Origin of the sequence: Psychrobacillus sp. FSL K6-1415 (assembly GCF_038003185.1) — a bacterium.
GTDB classification, from domain to species: Bacteria; Bacillota; Bacilli; order Bacillales_A; family Planococcaceae; genus Psychrobacillus; species Psychrobacillus psychrodurans.
In genome coordinates, this window is record NZ_JBBOOQ010000001.1 from 3,375,106 (window position 1) to 3,392,468 (window position 17,363).

The window sequence follows — 17,363 nt, forward strand, 5'->3', positions numbered from 1 at the left end:
CAAAGCCAGCTAATCATCAATAGTTCTATAATCTATCAGAATATTGAATATCAAACTGTTGTAACCGATAGTTAAATTGTTCTTCGGTAAGTGGATCATCGTAAAAGGGACCTTGAACTAATGTACATTTATGAACATGCAAGAATTCTATCTGTTCTTTTGTTTTAATGCCATCAACAAGTATATCGATTTTCATATTATTTGCTAAACCTATTATTGATTGGAGAATTGCTTCTGCCTTTTGGTTGTTTCCAATGCTATTTATAAAAAACTTGTCAATTTTAACTTTGGATAATGGAAGATTAACTATATAAGCTAGGTTCGAATAACCAGTACCAAAATTATCGATAACTATGCGAATACCTGCTTCATGGATATCATGTAAATGATTTAAAATAACAGAGGAAGAATAAATCTGTGAATTTTCCGTAATCTCAATTGCAATCTTATCTCTTGAAATGGAATGCTTATTTACTTGGTACAATAAAAACGACACAAATGAAGGTTCGTTTAATAAAGTGGAGGAAATATTAAAAGAGACTTCCTCTGAAAAATTATATATTTTTCCCCATTTAGTATATATGAATAATGATGTATCAATTATATATTCCGTTAACATCCTTATTTGACCGGTTTCTTCTGCTACAGGAATAAACTCTTTAGGATGTATAACACCTAATTCAGGATGATTCCATCTAGTTAGCACTTCAATTCCCCTAATCTTATTGTTTAGAATATCTACCTGAGGTAGAAAAACAGGGTATATTTCTTTGTTAATAACTGCTTGTTCTATACTTTTTTCGATAATAAGTCTTCTGTTTAATGACTTTGACATTTCACGATTATATCTAATCCATTGATCACCTTTAATTTTCTTTGCTTCATACATAGCAGTGTCAGCAGCAGTGATCAAAGAATCTACATTATTACCATCCTCTGGGAATATACTAACCCCTAGGCTTGCGGACATATTCATTGGTGGTAATGCTGTGTTCTTAAAGGGCTTCTCGATGACCACTAAAATTTGATAAGCATCACTTTGCACTTGAAATTCATCGATATATTCCGTGTAAAGAATAAATTTATCTCCTCCAAATCGAGAAAGAAAGTATTTACTTGTTAGTTCATCTTTCAGCCGGTTTGTAACTTCTACTAAAAACTCATCTCCAATGTCATGTCCATACGCATCGTTAATAAGTTTAAAATTATTTAAATCCAAAAAGAATATTACAAAAGGAATACTGTCAGCTATTTTATTTTCTAGATTTTTATACAACAGCAAACGATTAGGAATTTCTGTTAAGTAATCATGATGTGCAGTATCCCATAGTATTCTTTCTCTTACTTTTTTATCGTTGATATTATTAAAGTATACGGATATACCTCCATTTTCCTTTGGATAGGAATTGACCTCGAACCAAGCATCGAATGGTTCATAGTATGCTTCAAAGCGGGTTTGTTCTCTTTTTTTCATTGTTTTAGTATAGTTTTCATCAAATACTGTATTAATTGCCTCTGGAAATCTCCCCCAAATATCCTGCCCTAATAACTCCTTTTTTGAAGCAAACAACAACTTTTCTGCTTCCTTATTTATATAGGTAAACTTCCAGTTCTTATCCAAAGAAATAAAAGCATCTGTCATACTCTCTAAAACATCATAAACTTCCATTTGCTCATTTTCATTTTCACTAACATCTCTAAGGATAATAGTTGCCCCTATTATAATTTTATCTTCAAGTAACGGGGTGACTAGCATCGAAAAAGATTTTATTTCTGTAGACAAGGAACTAGCATAGGAGGTATGAAAGTATGTCATTTTTCCATTTAACACATCTGTAATTCCATTGTATGCAGCTAATTCATCCAACTCATTTAACAATTTCAAATAATCGTTGCCTGTTTGAAGAGCAAAAGGGTTGTTAACATTCTCTTCCCATAACCGATTTACCTGAATGATTTCTCCATCTATATTAATAACTGCTACCTGAACAATATGCGAGTTTGTTATTTCAATGTCCATCTGGCATAGCTCCTCTCGTTACTGCTTTCTACCTATATAAGCTTAAATTCCCATTTATATCTAAAGAGGCTAATATATTTGGAGTTCCTACTTTAAAGGTATGAATTCTTCTTCCTACTTGAATAACGGTATCAGCGTGAGCATAGTTGATGTGTATCTTTCCATTAGAAGGAACTTGAATAGTCGTTTTACCACCATTTTCAGAACCAACATCATCTAGAAATATCTCATTTCCAGCACTTAAATTTCCTCCGCGACAAACCCCTTTAACAATGATGTTATAATCTGCTTGAATATTACAATGGTATACACCTTGTCCTATTATATGAACATTCCCACTTGAATATAGAGTAGAATTAATGGCGTAGGGCACTTCTATAGCTACTCTTGGTTCAGGCGCCAAATAGTATGTTTCATACATTTCCTGCATCCAGTTTATGAACTGTTCTAATGTCTGCAACTGAATATTTTGATCTTTGGAGACATTGATAAAATGCTTATTTAAAGTATTTGAAAGAGATTTCCAATCCTCATCTAAGCTATTTTCATTATTATTTATTATAGTAATTAACTTTTTAGTTAGCTCGCTAAAGTCCATATATTTTTTTTCTAATAACAATCTGATAAGGTACGACAGTTTAATCGTTTCTTCTTTCGGATTACTTTCACGTCTTACCATTAGGATTTGATTGATCGCAGCTAAAATATGGTTTGAATATGTTAATATCTCAGAAAGTATTGGGATAAGCGAGGCAATCACATGATTTATCTTCCCGGCAGATAGTTCACATGAAAATACGTTTTGCTCTATTTTCATTGAGTAATTAGACTGGACGATTGATCTATTAACTGTACCGTTTATATAAATTCTACCTTCCGCATCAACAGCCATAGAGTCTAATACATTACCCGTTATTCTCACATCACCAGGAAATCGAATATTACCACTTTCCAAACCTACATCGCCATTATGGACATACTCTTTTATAACATCCATTTTCACTAACTTTCCTCTGGATTCTATAAATGGTCTTCCAGTAGCGATTGCAACTATTTGATCATCCTTTTGTACTGCTCCTTTTCCCACTTTTATAATCACATCAGATACAGGTTTAGGAGGTACAGGTTTATCAAACAAATCTTTTCCAGGCTTTCCTAATATTGAAGGTATTTTCTTCGCAATCACTTCTCCAACTTCAACTGACAAAATAGTTTGGCCTTCTCTATAGTCCACTTTTTCTAATTTATCACTATTATCATCTTCGCCCTTATCCTCTAGCCAACCCTCAACTAGAATTTCAATATCCCCATTTAATCCTTCAACGGGATATGTACCTTTTGCAATTATAGCTTCGCCTTCTCCGTTATTTAATGCTTCATGAATTGCCGAATGAATTATTCCATTTTCTATTTTTAATGATTTTAGCTGGGTTAGAACATCTTCTATTGAAATATCAGTAAAATAAGTTATATTTTCTTGAGCTCTAATAAAAAGATGTTCTTGAGGTTCTGTCTCTTCTAAATTTCTTATGATATTCTTTCCAGGATTAATCGATAGCGTCGCCATCATATTATTATCCTTTACTTCAATCCAAAAACTCGATGGAATTACTTCACCTTCTAGTTCAACTATTATTTTGTCTTTGCTAGTAACCAATTGAGGTTTCGTTAGTTTTTGACCATTCACTAACACCTTCAAATTTTTATCTGCTTCTATTATTGGAAGCCGTTGAGCACTTTCTTGAACTATTACTTTATTATTTTGAATCCATACACCAAAAAGACGTTTATCAGTATGCACTGAATTACCAAACTTCGGTTTTTGATCTAACTTGAAGTTTATTTGTTTTTCTCCGTCATCTTCTACTAGTTGGGAGTCTAAAAAATCTTCAATGAACTCCTCTAAATTTTCATCTACTCCCTCAAAAGATGGTATATCTTCCAAACTAGTTGTTTTCTTTGCTATGCTGTCAGATGAAATTCTAGTAATCTTCACTTCAGCTGGAAGCTTTCTTAGTCCAAATAGACTTTTGGAAGGAGACTGTATTACTTCCACATTAATATCCTCGATTGAACACTTTAGTATATTTAAAGCAGTTTGAACTGCTTCCTCAATAGTTTCTGCTTTTATATTAATAGAGTTTTGCAACATTTTTTAACCTCCTTCCACTTTATATATAAATACCTATTTTCGTTTTGTGATTTAAAGATATAATAACACTATCTCCAAACAAAATAACAGGTCTATATAATCATTTTATTTACTAATTTGAATTGTAAAAAAACAACTTAAAATTAAAAGCAGTTCAAATTTTACTATGGAGTAAAATTGAACTGCTTTATTTTTAAATATACTTCGTAGCCGTTGTTTTCCGTTACGGCAGACGCCTTCCTGGGGGCACGGGTCGAGCCTGTAGTCTCTCCCACGCGCTTGTCCCCTAGGAGTCGCCGCCCTTCACTCCAAACAACTAATATCTCTTCTATATCAAGTAAAGATAATATCCGCATGACGTGGCTCGCTTAGGGATTTGAGCCAAGCTACCGTACCATCAATCGTTTCCGTATCCAGCCCGATATGAAAGAACTTATTCGTCAGTGCTTCGTTCAGTTCCGTTGCCAGTTAGTAGAAGAGATGCTAATTGCTCGAGAGGCGATTTTTATCGATGGTACAAAAATAGAAGCGAATGCCAATAAATTCACGTTTGTATGGAAGAAGTCCGTTCAAAGGCATCATTCCATCTTTATTGGTCAGAAGGTATACCCTTGCCTCCATATTTCCAAAATAAAGTGAAAAACGTGAAATTGAGTTACTGATTTCACGTTTTTCAAGTTCATAGACTAGTTTTGTCCCAGCCATCTAACATATTTATTCTCTACTTTTGATTGGGCCCTTTTGCGAATGCAGAATAATAGCGAATACTAAGTTGCATCACAGCTACAAGCTATGCTATTGCCAGAGTCTCACAACTACTTTGTCATGTTCATAGCGTTTAATAATTATACATATTTTTTGATACCATTCGTCACAAAGTGAATTTACTTCTATATATTTCTCAGAGTCTGTTGCAAGGGGTTCACCAAATACTATAAATGGATATTCTAAAATGGGATTGGTTATATCATCAACTACTATTTTTAAACACAATGCTTCTATAGATTCTTCTACTTCTTCCTCTTCTTCGTCCTCATCTGAATCTTCTTCTATTATTTCTTCATTATTCACTAGCGTACTTCCCAATAGACCCTCCTTAGGGTATAAGTTTAAAACACGCTCTTCCTTTACTATTGCAACCTCTAGCACCTGAGAAAACGGAACATTTTCAATACTAAAATCTTCTACCAAAGAATCTCTTTGGAGTATATATAAAATATTATTTACATCATCGATTAGCATTACATTTAACAAATTGTCCGAAATCAGTGATTGAGTATGCGGAATCTCCGCTAGCAACTCTTCACATCGCGCTCTATCTTCAGCGTTTCTCCTATTAATAGAACGTCTCCACTCTATGACTCCCCAAAAGAAGAATCCCAATGAAATGATTAGATATAGCCCAATTGCGTTTGTACTTTCTAATGACAGTGATAATGCGAAATAAACAACAAATAATAGAAATATAAATAGTATTTTCAATCTCATTCCACCTTTAGAATTCTGTTATAAGAGATTCTATTCGCGAAACTATGTCCTTATACTAAAATTAACAGACTTTCCGAGTGCAGATAATATATTGAAAAACACGATATGATGAAGCATTTTTTTAAAGTTGCATATAATGTACTATTTTAACAATGAATAACGGAGGTGTTTACAATGATTCATACTGTTCAACAAGGGGAAACACTAAGTCAAATAGCTAGAGACTACCGAACCCCTATAACCGAAATCATTAACGCTAACCAATCCATAAATCCAAATGTACTTTATATTGGTCAATCCATTGTTATACCAGGTTACCCTGACCCAAATACGCTTCCATACCAAATTGAGGTTTCTATAAATAATCGCCTGCTACGATTACGAAAAGACGGTGTTATACAAAAAGAGTATCCTATAGCTGTAGGAAGAATATTATATAATACACCTGTTGGAGATTTTATCATTATAAACAAAGCGCCTAATCCTGGTGGACCATTCGGTACCATGTGGATGAGTTTATCTAAAGAACATTACGGGATTCACGGTACCAATGACCCTAGCTCCATAGGTAATGCAGTATCACGCGGCTGTATCCGCATGCACAATAAAGACGTTGAAGAATTAGCACGTATTATCCCGATCGGAACTCCGGTTTCAATACGACCATAATTAAAAATAGAGAAATAACCATTCAAATTCTGGAAGAATTAAAAAAAACCAGGCAAACATGCCCGGTCCTTTAAGGTCAAAACCTGGTTCTATCGTTTTCGAAGGGCTTAGCCGTCACCTTCCACTTCATTCAATTAGTGTGAAGTACTCCACTAAAGGATTTAGTCTAGCTTATCACTTTGATTTAGCGTTAAAGGAGAGGTTAATATAACCCAGTCCTACTTGTCGCGATTTATAATATAATCCAAGAAATGCTTTAAAAAAGCTGTATCTCGCGGTACATCATGTAATGATTCCATCGCAATACAATAATTTTCCCACATTTCTTTTTTTGCATCATTCACACCTAATATAGATACGAAAGTGGAGCTGTTATTTTCTGTATCCTTACCAGTCGATTTCCCAAGTAAAGCTGTATCACCTTCCACATCAAGAAGATCATCCTTAATCTGAAACGCAATACCTGCATGACGGGCAAATTTTTTCAATGCGTCTATTTCTAATTTACTAGTGTTTGCAAGAATTGCTGGCATTAGAATAGATGCCTCAAATCCTAGCCCAGTTTTGTAAAAGCACATTCTATTTAGTTGTTCTAAAGACAATTGTTGGCCTTTTGAATCTAAGTCCATTGCCTGCCCCCTACACATATCCGCAGTTACTTGTGCGGAATATTGAATAAGTCGCAGCACAGCTTTTGAATCGAACTGGTCCAAAGTGGTTTGCTCTAAGATTGCCTTCTGGGTCAGGAAAAGGCCAGTTAACTCGGCAATAGAAATAGTATAAACCTCATGAAGTGTTGGACGACCTCTGCGAAGCGCAGCATTATCTTGGGACGGAAGATCGTCAAAAATCAGAGAAGCTGTATGCATATATTCTAAAGATTTTAAGAGTGGTTCAAGTATTGAGCTATTTAAGCCATATGCGTTGACTCCCATAAACCACGTAACTATTGGTCTTAATCGCTTTCCTTCTCCTTGTAAGCTGTAGTTTGCAGCATCTATTATAGAATCAGCCATCTCATTAGTTTTCGGGATATCTAGTACACTATTAAGCTGACTACGTATAGCTTTAGCAGTTTCTATAAAGTCTTCCTGCCCTTGTCTGTCACTTTTCAAGCTTGTAATCATATGATCACGCAGCAGCTTGTCGAAGAAATCTACATCATCCGCTTTTCGTACCATCTCTTGAATTAGTTTATTGAATTTAGGACTCCCCGAGGCAAAAAGGTCCATTACCTCTTTGTATTTTTCCGTACCTGCTCGCTCCTTGAATCGTTTTAACCCGTTTATAGCCCGATCTAAAATAACTTCACGCGTCATTTTATCTGAATGATAAACTTGATGAATCAAATTAGAGATTACTGTCCAGTACATTTCAAATGGATTTATTAGGTCTGGCCGTGTATCGTGATACTTCAAGTAGTAAGTATAAGGAGTTACCGCACCATCCTTCAGGTCATCAAACATATCTGCAAAATCGTCTGCCAGTTGATTGTAAATGCCATAAAAAAATGTTCGGCTGTCAAATCCCTCATCTTCAGGAGCTCCAATTACGGAACGAACAATCAATCGAGAAGAAGCAGATTTTAGAATAACTGGTATATACAGCTCTTCGTTTGTATATTTTGCATTAGTTAAATCCTTTTCTCGATCCACTTCTTGAGAATTAAAAAACACATAAGATTGCTCAAAAAAACTATTTCTTGTCTCTGGTCGTTGATGCGCCTTAATATATTCAAAAGCTTCTCGAAGTTCTGTGTGAATATATCGGATTAACTCTGCATTATTTCCAACCCAATCACCTAGTTCTGGCACTACTCCTGTAGTAAGTGTGCTACGTATCAGATAAGCGTATTGTTTTTCTTCTTCGTCCGATAAAATTTCTGCATCTAGGAGATCGTCAATAAACGGATAGGTAAGCCCGTAGGAATAACCGAGCCTAATTGCTTTATCAAGCCTCTGTTTCCTGTCTTCTACAGTAACTTCTTCGTCCATCTCTTCATTCTCTTGCATAATTACTCCAGCAATGATTTTAATAAGTTTTCGCTGTGCATGCTCTGCATTCATTCCTGTTGGAATATTTGTGGATACATTTTTTAGTTTGTTGATCAACCATATGAAAGTCGATTCTACTCCTTCCTTCTGTGCAAGGCGATACAAAGCAGTCATACTGAATAGCTCCCCATCATTCTTACGGTCTGCCGTCGTAGATGTAAGCTGAGTTTTTAAACTATCCACTATACTGCGGATTCGATTTTCAGTGTCTGGAGAGTTCAATGCTTTACCTAAATCTCGCATAAAAATATAGTAAATGCTTCGATTCAAATAACTATCTAATTTCCCTGTATAATTGAGCCACTTTATATAATTGTGATACTCGCTAGTATTAGTTTTTCCTTTCCCTCTTGAAAACAAGGAAAATATGGGATGACGGATATGTTTATGTTTCCACAAATGTATATCTTCCGTTAGAACTTTCACATATGTCTTTTTTTGGGCCTGCGCATAAAGTGATTGGAAATAATGATTGGCCTTCTCCTCTGCTTGCTGGTAGCACTCATCGGCATTGATAATTATTTTCTCTTTCATATCATTACTCACCTTCACTTCTCTTTTATACGTTTTTCATACTAAATATTATTCTTATTATAACATTCAACCTATTTATAACTTGTTTTAAACATCTGAATTTACTACTCTTTCTATTTCTATGAGTGAAATCATTGCTTCATAATAAAAAAAATAAAAAAAACCAGGCAAAATGATTCCCGGTCCTCTTTCCTAGATATGCCGTTGATTTCCGCTCCGAACTGCGCTCCAATCAACCATGTACAAAAACTGATAATTGGAAGCAGGAACAACTAAATAAACGTGAATTATATGATAAAATTTCCAGCAGAAATTAACGCTAGTAATAAGGGAAATCTTCTCGAGCATTACTCATTACTTTGATTGTAGTGCAAGGTCGCGACTCCTGCGGGATGAGGGAGTCAGATGAACCATCACAACGTATCCCAATGGGCGATGAACTTCCCCCGCGAAGGCCCACAGGATGTGGGGCACGAAGGCGTTGCCATACGAGGTGGCACTCTTAACCTTTGTACCATACCTGAAACGGAAGTCAGCGAGATTAATTATTCATGAAAATGCCTTGAACCCAGTGTTCACAGGTAAATTTTATATAATATCTTTTAAAAAAAGAGAACGAAAATCGTTCCCTTAGAGCTACTCATATATATTTTTTTACGAAAGAACTTTATTAATTACTTTTACCTTCTGCTTCCCATCTAGCTATTTCCGCACGAACTATCGGTGCCACTTCTTTACCTAGTAATTCTATTGCTTTCATCACGTCTTCATGAGGCATTGAACCAACTGGTACATGAAGCATAAAACGTGTGATACCAACGTTTTTACGGAGAAATATAATCTTATCAGCTACGGTCTTCACATCTCCTACGTATAAGGCACCTTCCAAGCTACGTGCAGCATCAAAGGTTGAACGCGTATACGGACCCCATCCGCGTTCTCTGCCTAAAACGTTCATCGCTTGCTGTGTCGGCGGAAAAAATTTATCTACTGCCATTTCGGTACTTTCGGCAACAAAACCGTGCGAGTGGGATGCAACTGTCAGCTTGGACACATCATGACCTGCTTCACTAGCAGCTTTCTTATATAGCCTCACTAGTGGTTCAAACTGTAATGGACTTCCTCCGATAATCGCCAGCACTAGTGGCAATCCAAGGAAACCAGCTCGTGCAACAGATTGTGGAGTTCCACCACTTGCAATCCAAACCGGTAGAGGGTTTTGAACGGGACGCGGATATACCCCGCGATTCTGAATAGCAGCTCGATGCTTACCATCCCATGTAACCATTTCAGACTCCCGTATTTTTAATAGCAAATCTAACTTTTCTTCATACAGTTCATCATAGTCTTTTAAGTCATAGCCAAAAAGGGGGAAAGATTCGATAAAGGAACCACGTCCAGCCATGATTTCAGCACGACCATTAGAAATAGCGTCTAATGTAGAAAATTCCTCAAACACTCGCACTGGGTCATCAGAAGAAAGTACTGTTACAGCACTTGTGAGTCTTATTTGCTTCGTCCGTGAAGCAGCTGCAGCTAGAAGAACAGCTGGGGCAGAAGCCGCATAATCCTTTCGGTGATGTTCCCCTACACCAAATACATCTAACCCAACTTGATCCGCTAATATAATTTCTTCAACAACCTCACGTATACGCTCAGCATGGTTAATTACTTTGCCTGTTTTTACATCTGGTGTTGTTTCTACAAACGTTGTTATTCCAATTTCCATTTAATTTGCCCCCTAAATTTCTGCGGTTTCATGTTTTTTATAATTAGTCTGTCGGCATTAATGATACCTTATCATTCTATTTATATTCAATTTTCCGGTTTTATTAGAGGTAGCTATTTTTGGTTTAAATTACCACTCCGCAAGTATAAGTAATTCGAGAGCAAGTAAATCCAGATTAAAAGCAAGTAAGTAAGGGCACTCCGCAAGTACCTGCTTCTTGAAAGCAAGTATTTAGCAGACGAGCGCAAGTAAATAGATTAGAATCCTTAGAGTTGAAAAGTCATCATGAATTGTCTCTTTTTTTCACTTCGCTCATTAAGTAATCAACGAACAAGTCATCCCTTACCAAAGCTGCCTCATAGTTTCTTTTTAGGAATCGCTCTCCTTCTTCAAAACTAGTAAAGGTTTGTCCTATTTCGGCTTTATTTTTTTCAAGTATCCAATCCTGATTATTTTTAGAATACAAAATGAACGTATCATTTTTTCTATTCATATAAAATGAACCAAATGATGATTGTTTCAAATTATATTGATTTCTTTTTGCATCTTCTAGTATCGGTAGCAGATGGAATGTGTCCAAAACAAATAACTTATAAGCTTCTTCTGTTAAGGTACATCCAGATGCTTTTTGATGTCCTCCGCCGCCGAACTGACCAGCAACTTCAGATACATCAATATGATCATATATAGTACGAAGGGAAATTCTTTTCCCCCCCATAATTACTATCGCTATATAGTCGAGATGTGGATATTCTTTTCCTAGTTCATTGCCTAGCTCTGAATGGTAAGTTTCTGCATACACAATTCCTGCCAAATGTTCCCCTATGGTTGCTTGGACAATCTCTCTTTTCTTTCGACGAATATAACGGTCAATCTTGTCTGCTTCCATTTTCAATATTTTCTTTTCAAATTCATCAAAATCAAAATGATCATTTGTACGAAGTCTCTCTAATATTTTTTCTTCGAATTCTTCCATCGATATTAAATAGAATAGTGAGTTAAGCGAGTGAGCTTGGTGGTTTTCATTCTTCTCCCATTCCCATGTATCATACTGTCTAACTAATTCTACAAATTCTGTGAGTGCTGCAGTTGGTTCCAACAATTTGTTTGTTACAAGATATTCATATAACAATGAAGTAGCTGAAGTTAATTTGCCTTCATGATCTTCTACTAGAATATATCCCCACTCATAATCATTAAAGTGTAAGGCAGATTTGTGATGATCAATTAGTTGGACCTTCCCTTTTGCATTATAAAAATCATTAAGCCTTTTTTCATTGTCTTCATTTGGAGTCAAATCAGTTACAAATAAAAATGTATCTGGCTCATCATTTTCTAAAAAGTATTCAATCTCTCGATTAAGGGAGGAAATCGAATTATAACGCACCTTCACTTGCTCACCAAAAGCAAGCTTTGCTAAAATGCCACATCCGACACCATCTAAATCATTATGAGACAATAATTTATACATCCTTTTCACCTCTTGAATAGTATGGTTTTAACGTATGAAACTTATTAATTATACTGACCTTAAATAGCTTTATATTTATTTTACAGGTAAACTGTTGCATTAGTATTAAAAAACATGTATTATTTTAATAATTAAATATTCTCTTATTTCAAATACATTTGAAGTAAGGATAGAGGCGCGAAGACCATCAGTACACATTTAGAGGATAATGAGATCCTTTGACATTTGTGGAAAGGGGAATTTGCCGAAGTTGAAAGAATCTCATTTTTCTTGAAGCTGGTTCTGCTGTTGAATAAACACTGAATTGTCATATAGGAGACTATATGGAGGGCTATCTTACGCACGGAAATATTACTTTATTTCTATTGCAACAACGAGCCCTCGTTGTTGCTTTTTTGCGTCTACATAACTTGACTAAACAACCGTCAAGTTATACCTCCGGCGGATGTCATAGATATTGAATTTCACTAGTGTAATTCATTATCTGTACGTAATTACGTCGAGGCATAATTGATACCGCCCTTCTCCCTGAATTTTTAATAATAAAACTAGAGGATGTGGAGAAGTTATGAATTTTGGACAAATATTAACGGCTATGGTGACTCCTTTTGATCATAATGAGGAAATCGATTTTCCAGCTACACGGAACTTAATAAATTATTTAATAGCCAATGGAACAGATGGTTTAGTCATATCTGGTACGACCGGAGAATCTCCGACATTAACAGAGGTAGAAAAAGTTAAACTGTTTAAATTTACAGTAGAAGTTGTGAATGGTAGAGTTCCGGTAATTGCTGGCACCGGCTCTTATAACACAAAAGCATCCATCGATTTAACAAGACAAGCAGCTGATGCAGGTGTCGATGGTATTATGCTTGTTGTTCCCTATTATAGTAAACCATCACAAGAAGGATTGTACCAACACTTCCAAGCAATTGCTGCAGTTACATCATTACCGATTATGTTATATAATATTCCCGGTCGGAGTGCTGTCAATATGTCAGTAGAAACCGTTGTAAGACTTTCCGATATTCCCAACATCGTAGCTATTAAAGAAGCTGGCGGGAATTTAGATACAATGACTGAAATTATTCAAAATACACCTGAAAATTTTTCACTATATAGCGGTGATGACGGGTTAACAATCCCAGTACTATCGATTGGTGGAGCAGGAGTTATTTCAGTAGCATCACATGTTATTGGGAACGAAATGCAAACAATGATTGAAAAGTTTAATAGTGGCGATGTAAAAGAAGCTGCTAAGGATCATCGCAGTCTTTTACCTATCATGAAAGCACTATTTGCAGCACCAAATCCAACTCCTGTAAAATCGGCATTAAATTTAAAAGGAATTCCTGTAGGTGGTGTTCGCTTACCTATGATTCCTTTGAATAAAGAAGAGCTGAATTCTTTACAAGAAGTATTATCCACATTGCAACAAACCGTGAAAATATAGCATTTTCAATTGTCTATAGATAAAGAGGAAGAGCGAACTCAATTATGAATTCGCCCTTCTTTATTAATTTCTATATTTTACCGCTAAACCTTTAAGGAATTTGCGCGCAAAATTATCCCCGCATTCCTTATAATTACGATGCCCTGGTTTTCTTAAAATAGCACCTAGTTCACCTTTAGATACAATAATCCCACCATCATCTAATACTTCCAGCATATCTTCCGTTGTTAACTGTAAAGCTACTTTTAGTTTCTTTAAGAGTATATTATTCACATGATCCTTCTGCTGCTCTGCAGGCTCTGGATTATTAGTAGGTTGTGTTTGTTTTGGATCCTGTTTACCTCTTTTAAGTGTGATTAAACCATTCAAAAATGATTCCAACATCTTGTTGTTACACTTCATATGATTTTCATCTTCCACTACTTCTTCATCATCATTAACTTCTTTTGATTTAGTAAGAATTTTAAGTACATCTTCTTTTGTAAGTTCAATGCCACCTAGCTTAAAAATCTCTACCATGTCTTTGTTTTTAATATCTAGGGCATATCTTAATCTGATTAATATATCATTATTTTCCATTTATTAACCTCCTATAAAACTCTCAATATAACCAATATCTTCTCCATTTTACACGATTTCAATTCCACTATGTTACTGCCTTACAAATTTAACTTTTAAATTATTTTCATAAGAAGTAAATATGCCTGGTTTAACACAATTCAGAATTGCATTAGAACCAGGCACTTTTTATTCTGCTGTTTTAGTTGTTTTAAATTTAGAAACTGCATCAGCAAGATTCATAGCAATTGTCGCCAAGTGTTGGGAACTTGCTACTACTTCTTCCATTGAACCAACGGATTCCTCAGCAGACGCAGCTGTTTCTTCTACACCTGCAGCAGATTCCTCTGAAACTGAAGCAATTTCTTGAACAGATGCATTAATCTGTTGGCTATTTGCGCTAACTTGTGCTAAATTCTTTGAAATCTGCTCAACTTTTTCTGTCATTGCATGAATACCACTTGTAATTTCTTTAAATTTTTCACCAGTACGTTGAATCTGTTCTGTTCCATCTGTTACTTCTTTATAACCGTTTTCTAAAGTGGTAACTACTGATTGAGATTCATTTTGTATGGTTGCGACAATATCGGTAATTTCTCCAACTGAATGGGATACTTGCTCCGCAAGCTTTCTCACCTCATCCGCTACAACTGCAAATCCTTTTCCATGCTCGCCTGCTCTTGCTGCTTCAATTGCTGCATTCAAAGCCAGTAAGTTTGTTTGATCGGCGATAGATTGAATAACCTCAACTAGAGTTGATATTTCATTCGTCTTGTCGTCTAATCCTTTTACTCGGTCCACAGAGACTTTGACAATTCCATCGATATCTTTCATTTTATTAACGGATAGTTCCATTAACTGCTGTCCATCCTCGGCACCTAGTGTCACAAGGTGAGAATCTTCAACAATACCTTTGCTCGACTCGTCTGAACTTTGAATAGCTTGTGCAAAACCATCCATCATTTCAGAAATATCCGATGCACTGGACGCCTGTGTCTCGGCCCCATTTGCAAGCTCATGCATTGTGGTTGCGATTTGCTCACTACCAACTTTAACTTGTTCTGCTGATTGAGATAATTGCTCAGATTGACTTGATAATGTATTGGAAGCCAAATGTATTTCAGAAATAACATTTTGTAAATCTTGTTGCATCTCATTTGTGGCATTGACCAATATTCCAATTTCATCTTTTCGCTTCGTAATTAATGGTGACTTAGTTAAATCACCAGATGCAATTTCCACCAGTCTTTCTGCTACTTTACGTGTTGGATTTCCAATTTTGTTGCCCATAACAACACCAATAACAATGGCTACTATCAATGCAACAAATGTAATAACAAATACGATGAATCGATTTGTTTCAAATGCTGACTTGTTGATATTATTCAGTTCCTCCGCAAGGGAGATATTTCTATCTTTTAATACTAGTAAACTATCTCTAGAAACCGCAAATGCTTCCTCACCCGCTCTTAGACCAACAAGGGCATCATTATAGTTACCAGCATTAACTAATCCGATATTCGATTGTACTATAGTTGTAAATGCATTCCAATCTGTTTCAAATTTCGTAATGGCTTTTTCTCCATTCTCATCAAGTACAAGCCCCCGGTACTGTTCGATGAGTAACGACACTTCTTCCATATTCGATTTTGCTGTTTGCGTCTTTTCAGGATTTTCATTTAACACAGCAGACAGCATTTGTACCCTCGTATTTTCTGTTAAACTTGCCATTTCTACAACAACCGTTAAAGGTATAACACGATTATGATACATTTCTTTCGAGTGTTGGTTAGTAGCACCAAGTGCTAACAATGACACACCTGCCACTACAAAAATGAATACAGTAATTATCAAATAAGTACTAATCAGCTTTCCTTTTAATTTCAACATAGAACCCCCCTGTTCTTAATTACTCAAACTCTCTTTTCTTATAAGACCCTTTATAAATTTACGATTATCAACACATTCTCACAATAAGAAAACTGACTCTCTATAACCTTATACTAGTTTATCGGATTATTTTAAAGGCTGTGAAGTGATCAAAAATCTATTTTTTTCAGCAATAAAAAAGTATAGAAAAGGTGCTTGGTTCACTAATAGAACCAAGCACCTTTTCTATACACGTAAAATTACTGTTGCTCCGCATGTCTTTTGAAATTGTCTAATATCGCCTGCCATCCTTCTTGCTGCATTTCAATCGGATTAGCTGCTTCAGCTTCAAATACTTCTACCACTTTCGTGTCGTTTTCTTCGGCGATAAAAGTGATTTGAACTTTTCTTCCATCCTCTAATTTATAAGAAATGAACTCGTGGTTACGTACTTCATCATAAATGCCTCCAAAATCAAAACCAAAGCTTCCATCTTTCGCTTCCATTCTAGAAACAAATTTCCCACCGGCTCTTAAATCATTTTCTGCGTTTGGTGTATGCCATTCATCAGAAGCATTATTCCACTTCGTTATATGGGCAGGCACTGTCCAATATTCCCACACTTTTTCAATCGGTGCATGTACAGTTGCTTCAATCGTTATTATCGAATGATTTCGTATGCATTTTATCGTCTCCTTTTACTATGTTATCTCCTTTAGATTCGCTGTTTCTATCAATTAATCCTTCTAATTTTTCGGAAATTAATCGAATAAAAACAAATTGGTGGAAGTTGAAGGCACTTTAATCTATAACTAAATATTCAACACAATGTGAGAACTATAAATAACTTTTACTTGCCCTTGTTGAACAACTATGAGCGATTTTAATAAATCGAGATTTAATTGATACTGACCTAAACATATAGATTCTTCCTTACATTTAGTTTTATAGTTCCAGATTGCACTTTATATCATCAAATATTAGAGATTCATATTGATAAAATAAAAGACGTAGCCACACCTTACTCGGTGAAGCAACGCCTTATATCCTTATCAGTTATCTCCGTTCAATAAGCGATTTCTACGATTCTCTAATTCCTTAGCTTCTGTCTCCCGGGCTTTCTGGTCCCTCAGCAATTGACCATTTATGCGAGGATCTTGTAATCTCATTGCATTCCGTCCCTCCGGCCCCACTTTTTTACTTACTTTCTGTATTTCCTTTACAAAAAATAGCATGTCCATTCCTCCCTCCTATAAATTAATCAAAGAGGACAATACAACTTTTCCCCTCTTTATAAAATATGCAAACAACTAAGATACACGGAGGGTATAAGCACAGTTAAAAGATTTAATTAGATATGCAT

The 17,363-nt window shown here is 35.6% G+C and carries 12 protein-coding genes, 1 pseudogene and 1 riboswitch; of the genes and pseudogenes, 3 read left to right on the forward strand and 10 right to left on the reverse strand.

Translation table 11 applies throughout. From position 1 onward, the window contains the following. Positions 1-25: 25 nt before the first annotated feature. Positions 26-2,020, reverse strand: a complete 1,995-nt coding sequence (locus MKY60_RS16435) for a sensor domain-containing protein (protein WP_340930618.1) — start codon at positions 2,018-2,020, stop codon at positions 26-28. A gap of 28 nt (positions 2,021-2,048) precedes the next feature. Next, the gene (locus MKY60_RS16440) at positions 2,049-4,172 is read right to left on the reverse strand and encodes a FapA family protein (RefSeq protein ID WP_340930619.1); all 2,124 of its coding nucleotides are present in this window, start codon (positions 4,170-4,172) and stop codon (positions 2,049-2,051) included. A gap of 339 nt (positions 4,173-4,511) precedes the next feature. On the opposite strand from MKY60_RS16440, the pseudogene MKY60_RS16445 reads away from it, so the two are divergent. Next, a pseudogene (locus MKY60_RS16445) lies at positions 4,512-4,766 on the forward strand (transposase); the annotation flags it as partial. 201 nt (positions 4,767-4,967) lie between these two features. Here MKY60_RS16445 and MKY60_RS16450 read toward each other — a convergent pair. Beyond that, the gene (locus MKY60_RS16450; RefSeq protein ID WP_340930620.1) at positions 4,968-5,654 is read right to left on the reverse strand and encodes a hypothetical protein; all 687 of its coding nucleotides are present in this window, start codon (positions 5,652-5,654) and stop codon (positions 4,968-4,970) included. A 180-nt stretch (positions 5,655-5,834) separates the two neighbouring features. Between MKY60_RS16450 and MKY60_RS16455 the strand changes: the two genes are divergently transcribed. After that, entirely contained in the window at positions 5,835-6,329 is a 495-nt protein-coding gene (locus tag MKY60_RS16455) for a L,D-transpeptidase family protein (RefSeq protein WP_241598370.1), read from the forward strand. 218 nt (positions 6,330-6,547) lie between these two features. On the opposite strand, the gene MKY60_RS16460 is transcribed toward MKY60_RS16455, so the two are convergent. The 3 genes from MKY60_RS16460 to MKY60_RS16470 form a co-directional block, all read right to left on the reverse strand. Continuing rightward, positions 6,548-8,917, reverse strand: coding sequence for a polyprenyl synthetase family protein (locus MKY60_RS16460; protein ID WP_340930621.1), 2,370 nt, complete (start codon positions 8,915-8,917; stop codon positions 6,548-6,550). 670 nt (positions 8,918-9,587) lie between these two features. After that, on the reverse strand, positions 9,588-10,646 hold the full coding sequence (locus MKY60_RS16465; RefSeq protein ID WP_340930622.1) for an LLM class flavin-dependent oxidoreductase: 1,059 nt from the start codon (positions 10,644-10,646) through the stop codon (positions 9,588-9,590). A 283-nt stretch (positions 10,647-10,929) separates the two neighbouring features. Next, positions 10,930-12,117, reverse strand: a complete 1,188-nt coding sequence (locus tag MKY60_RS16470; RefSeq protein WP_340930623.1) for a DHH family phosphoesterase — start codon at positions 12,115-12,117, stop codon at positions 10,930-10,932. A gap of 162 nt (positions 12,118-12,279) precedes the next feature. Continuing rightward, positions 12,280-12,459, forward strand: a riboswitch (Lysine riboswitch). 226 nt (positions 12,460-12,685) lie between these two features. On the opposite strand from MKY60_RS16470, the gene dapA reads away from it, so the two are divergent. Continuing rightward, positions 12,686-13,573, forward strand: a complete 888-nt coding sequence (dapA, locus tag MKY60_RS16475; RefSeq protein ID WP_340930624.1) for a 4-hydroxy-tetrahydrodipicolinate synthase — start codon at positions 12,686-12,688, stop codon at positions 13,571-13,573. A 63-nt stretch (positions 13,574-13,636) separates the two neighbouring features. Here dapA and MKY60_RS16480 read toward each other — a convergent pair whose 3' ends face one another. From MKY60_RS16480 to MKY60_RS16495, 4 genes are all read right to left on the reverse strand, one after another. Beyond that, positions 13,637-14,152, reverse strand: a complete 516-nt coding sequence (locus MKY60_RS16480; RefSeq protein ID WP_340930625.1) for a YehS family protein — start codon at positions 14,150-14,152, stop codon at positions 13,637-13,639. Positions 14,153-14,320: 168 nt separating this feature from the next. Continuing rightward, positions 14,321-16,021 (reverse strand): methyl-accepting chemotaxis protein, encoded by a 1,701-nt coding sequence (locus MKY60_RS16485; protein ID WP_340930626.1) that lies wholly within the window; start codon positions 16,019-16,021, stop codon positions 14,321-14,323. A gap of 239 nt (positions 16,022-16,260) precedes the next feature. After that, entirely contained in the window at positions 16,261-16,680 is a 420-nt protein-coding gene (locus tag MKY60_RS16490) for an SRPBCC family protein (protein WP_340931114.1), read from the reverse strand. 372 nt (positions 16,681-17,052) lie between these two features. Further along, on the reverse strand, positions 17,053-17,241 hold the full coding sequence (locus MKY60_RS16495; protein ID WP_269922260.1) for a hypothetical protein: 189 nt from the start codon (positions 17,239-17,241) through the stop codon (positions 17,053-17,055). Between the last annotated feature and the right edge of the window lie 122 nt (positions 17,242-17,363).

Excerpts from the sequence above, each read along its gene's own strand:
- MKY60_RS16485 (WP_340930626.1), bottom strand. The coding sequence starts at position 16,021 with ATGTTGAAATTAAAAGGAAAGCTGATTAGTACTTATTTGATAATTACT.
- MKY60_RS16435 (WP_340930618.1), bottom strand. The coding sequence starts at position 2,020 with ATGGACATTGAAATAACAAACTCGCATATTGTTCAGGTAGCAGTTATT.
- MKY60_RS16480 (WP_340930625.1), bottom strand. The coding sequence starts at position 14,152 with ATGGAAAATAATGATATATTAATCAGATTAAGATATGCCCTAGATATT.
- dapA (WP_340930624.1), top strand. The coding sequence starts at position 12,686 with ATGAATTTTGGACAAATATTAACGGCTATGGTGACTCCTTTTGATCAT.
- MKY60_RS16465 (WP_340930622.1), bottom strand. The coding sequence starts at position 10,646 with ATGGAAATTGGAATAACAACGTTTGTAGAAACAACACCAGATGTAAAA.
- MKY60_RS16460 (WP_340930621.1), bottom strand. The coding sequence starts at position 8,917 with ATGAAAGAGAAAATAATTATCAATGCCGATGAGTGCTACCAGCAAGCA.
- MKY60_RS16470 (WP_340930623.1), bottom strand. The coding sequence starts at position 12,117 with ATGTATAAATTATTGTCTCATAATGATTTAGATGGTGTCGGATGTGGC.
- MKY60_RS16455 (WP_241598370.1), top strand. The coding sequence starts at position 5,835 with ATGATTCATACTGTTCAACAAGGGGAAACACTAAGTCAAATAGCTAGA.
- MKY60_RS16440 (WP_340930619.1), bottom strand. The coding sequence starts at position 4,172 with ATGTTGCAAAACTCTATTAATATAAAAGCAGAAACTATTGAGGAAGCA.
- MKY60_RS16495 (WP_269922260.1), bottom strand. The coding sequence starts at position 17,241 with ATGGACATGCTATTTTTTGTAAAGGAAATACAGAAAGTAAGTAAAAAA.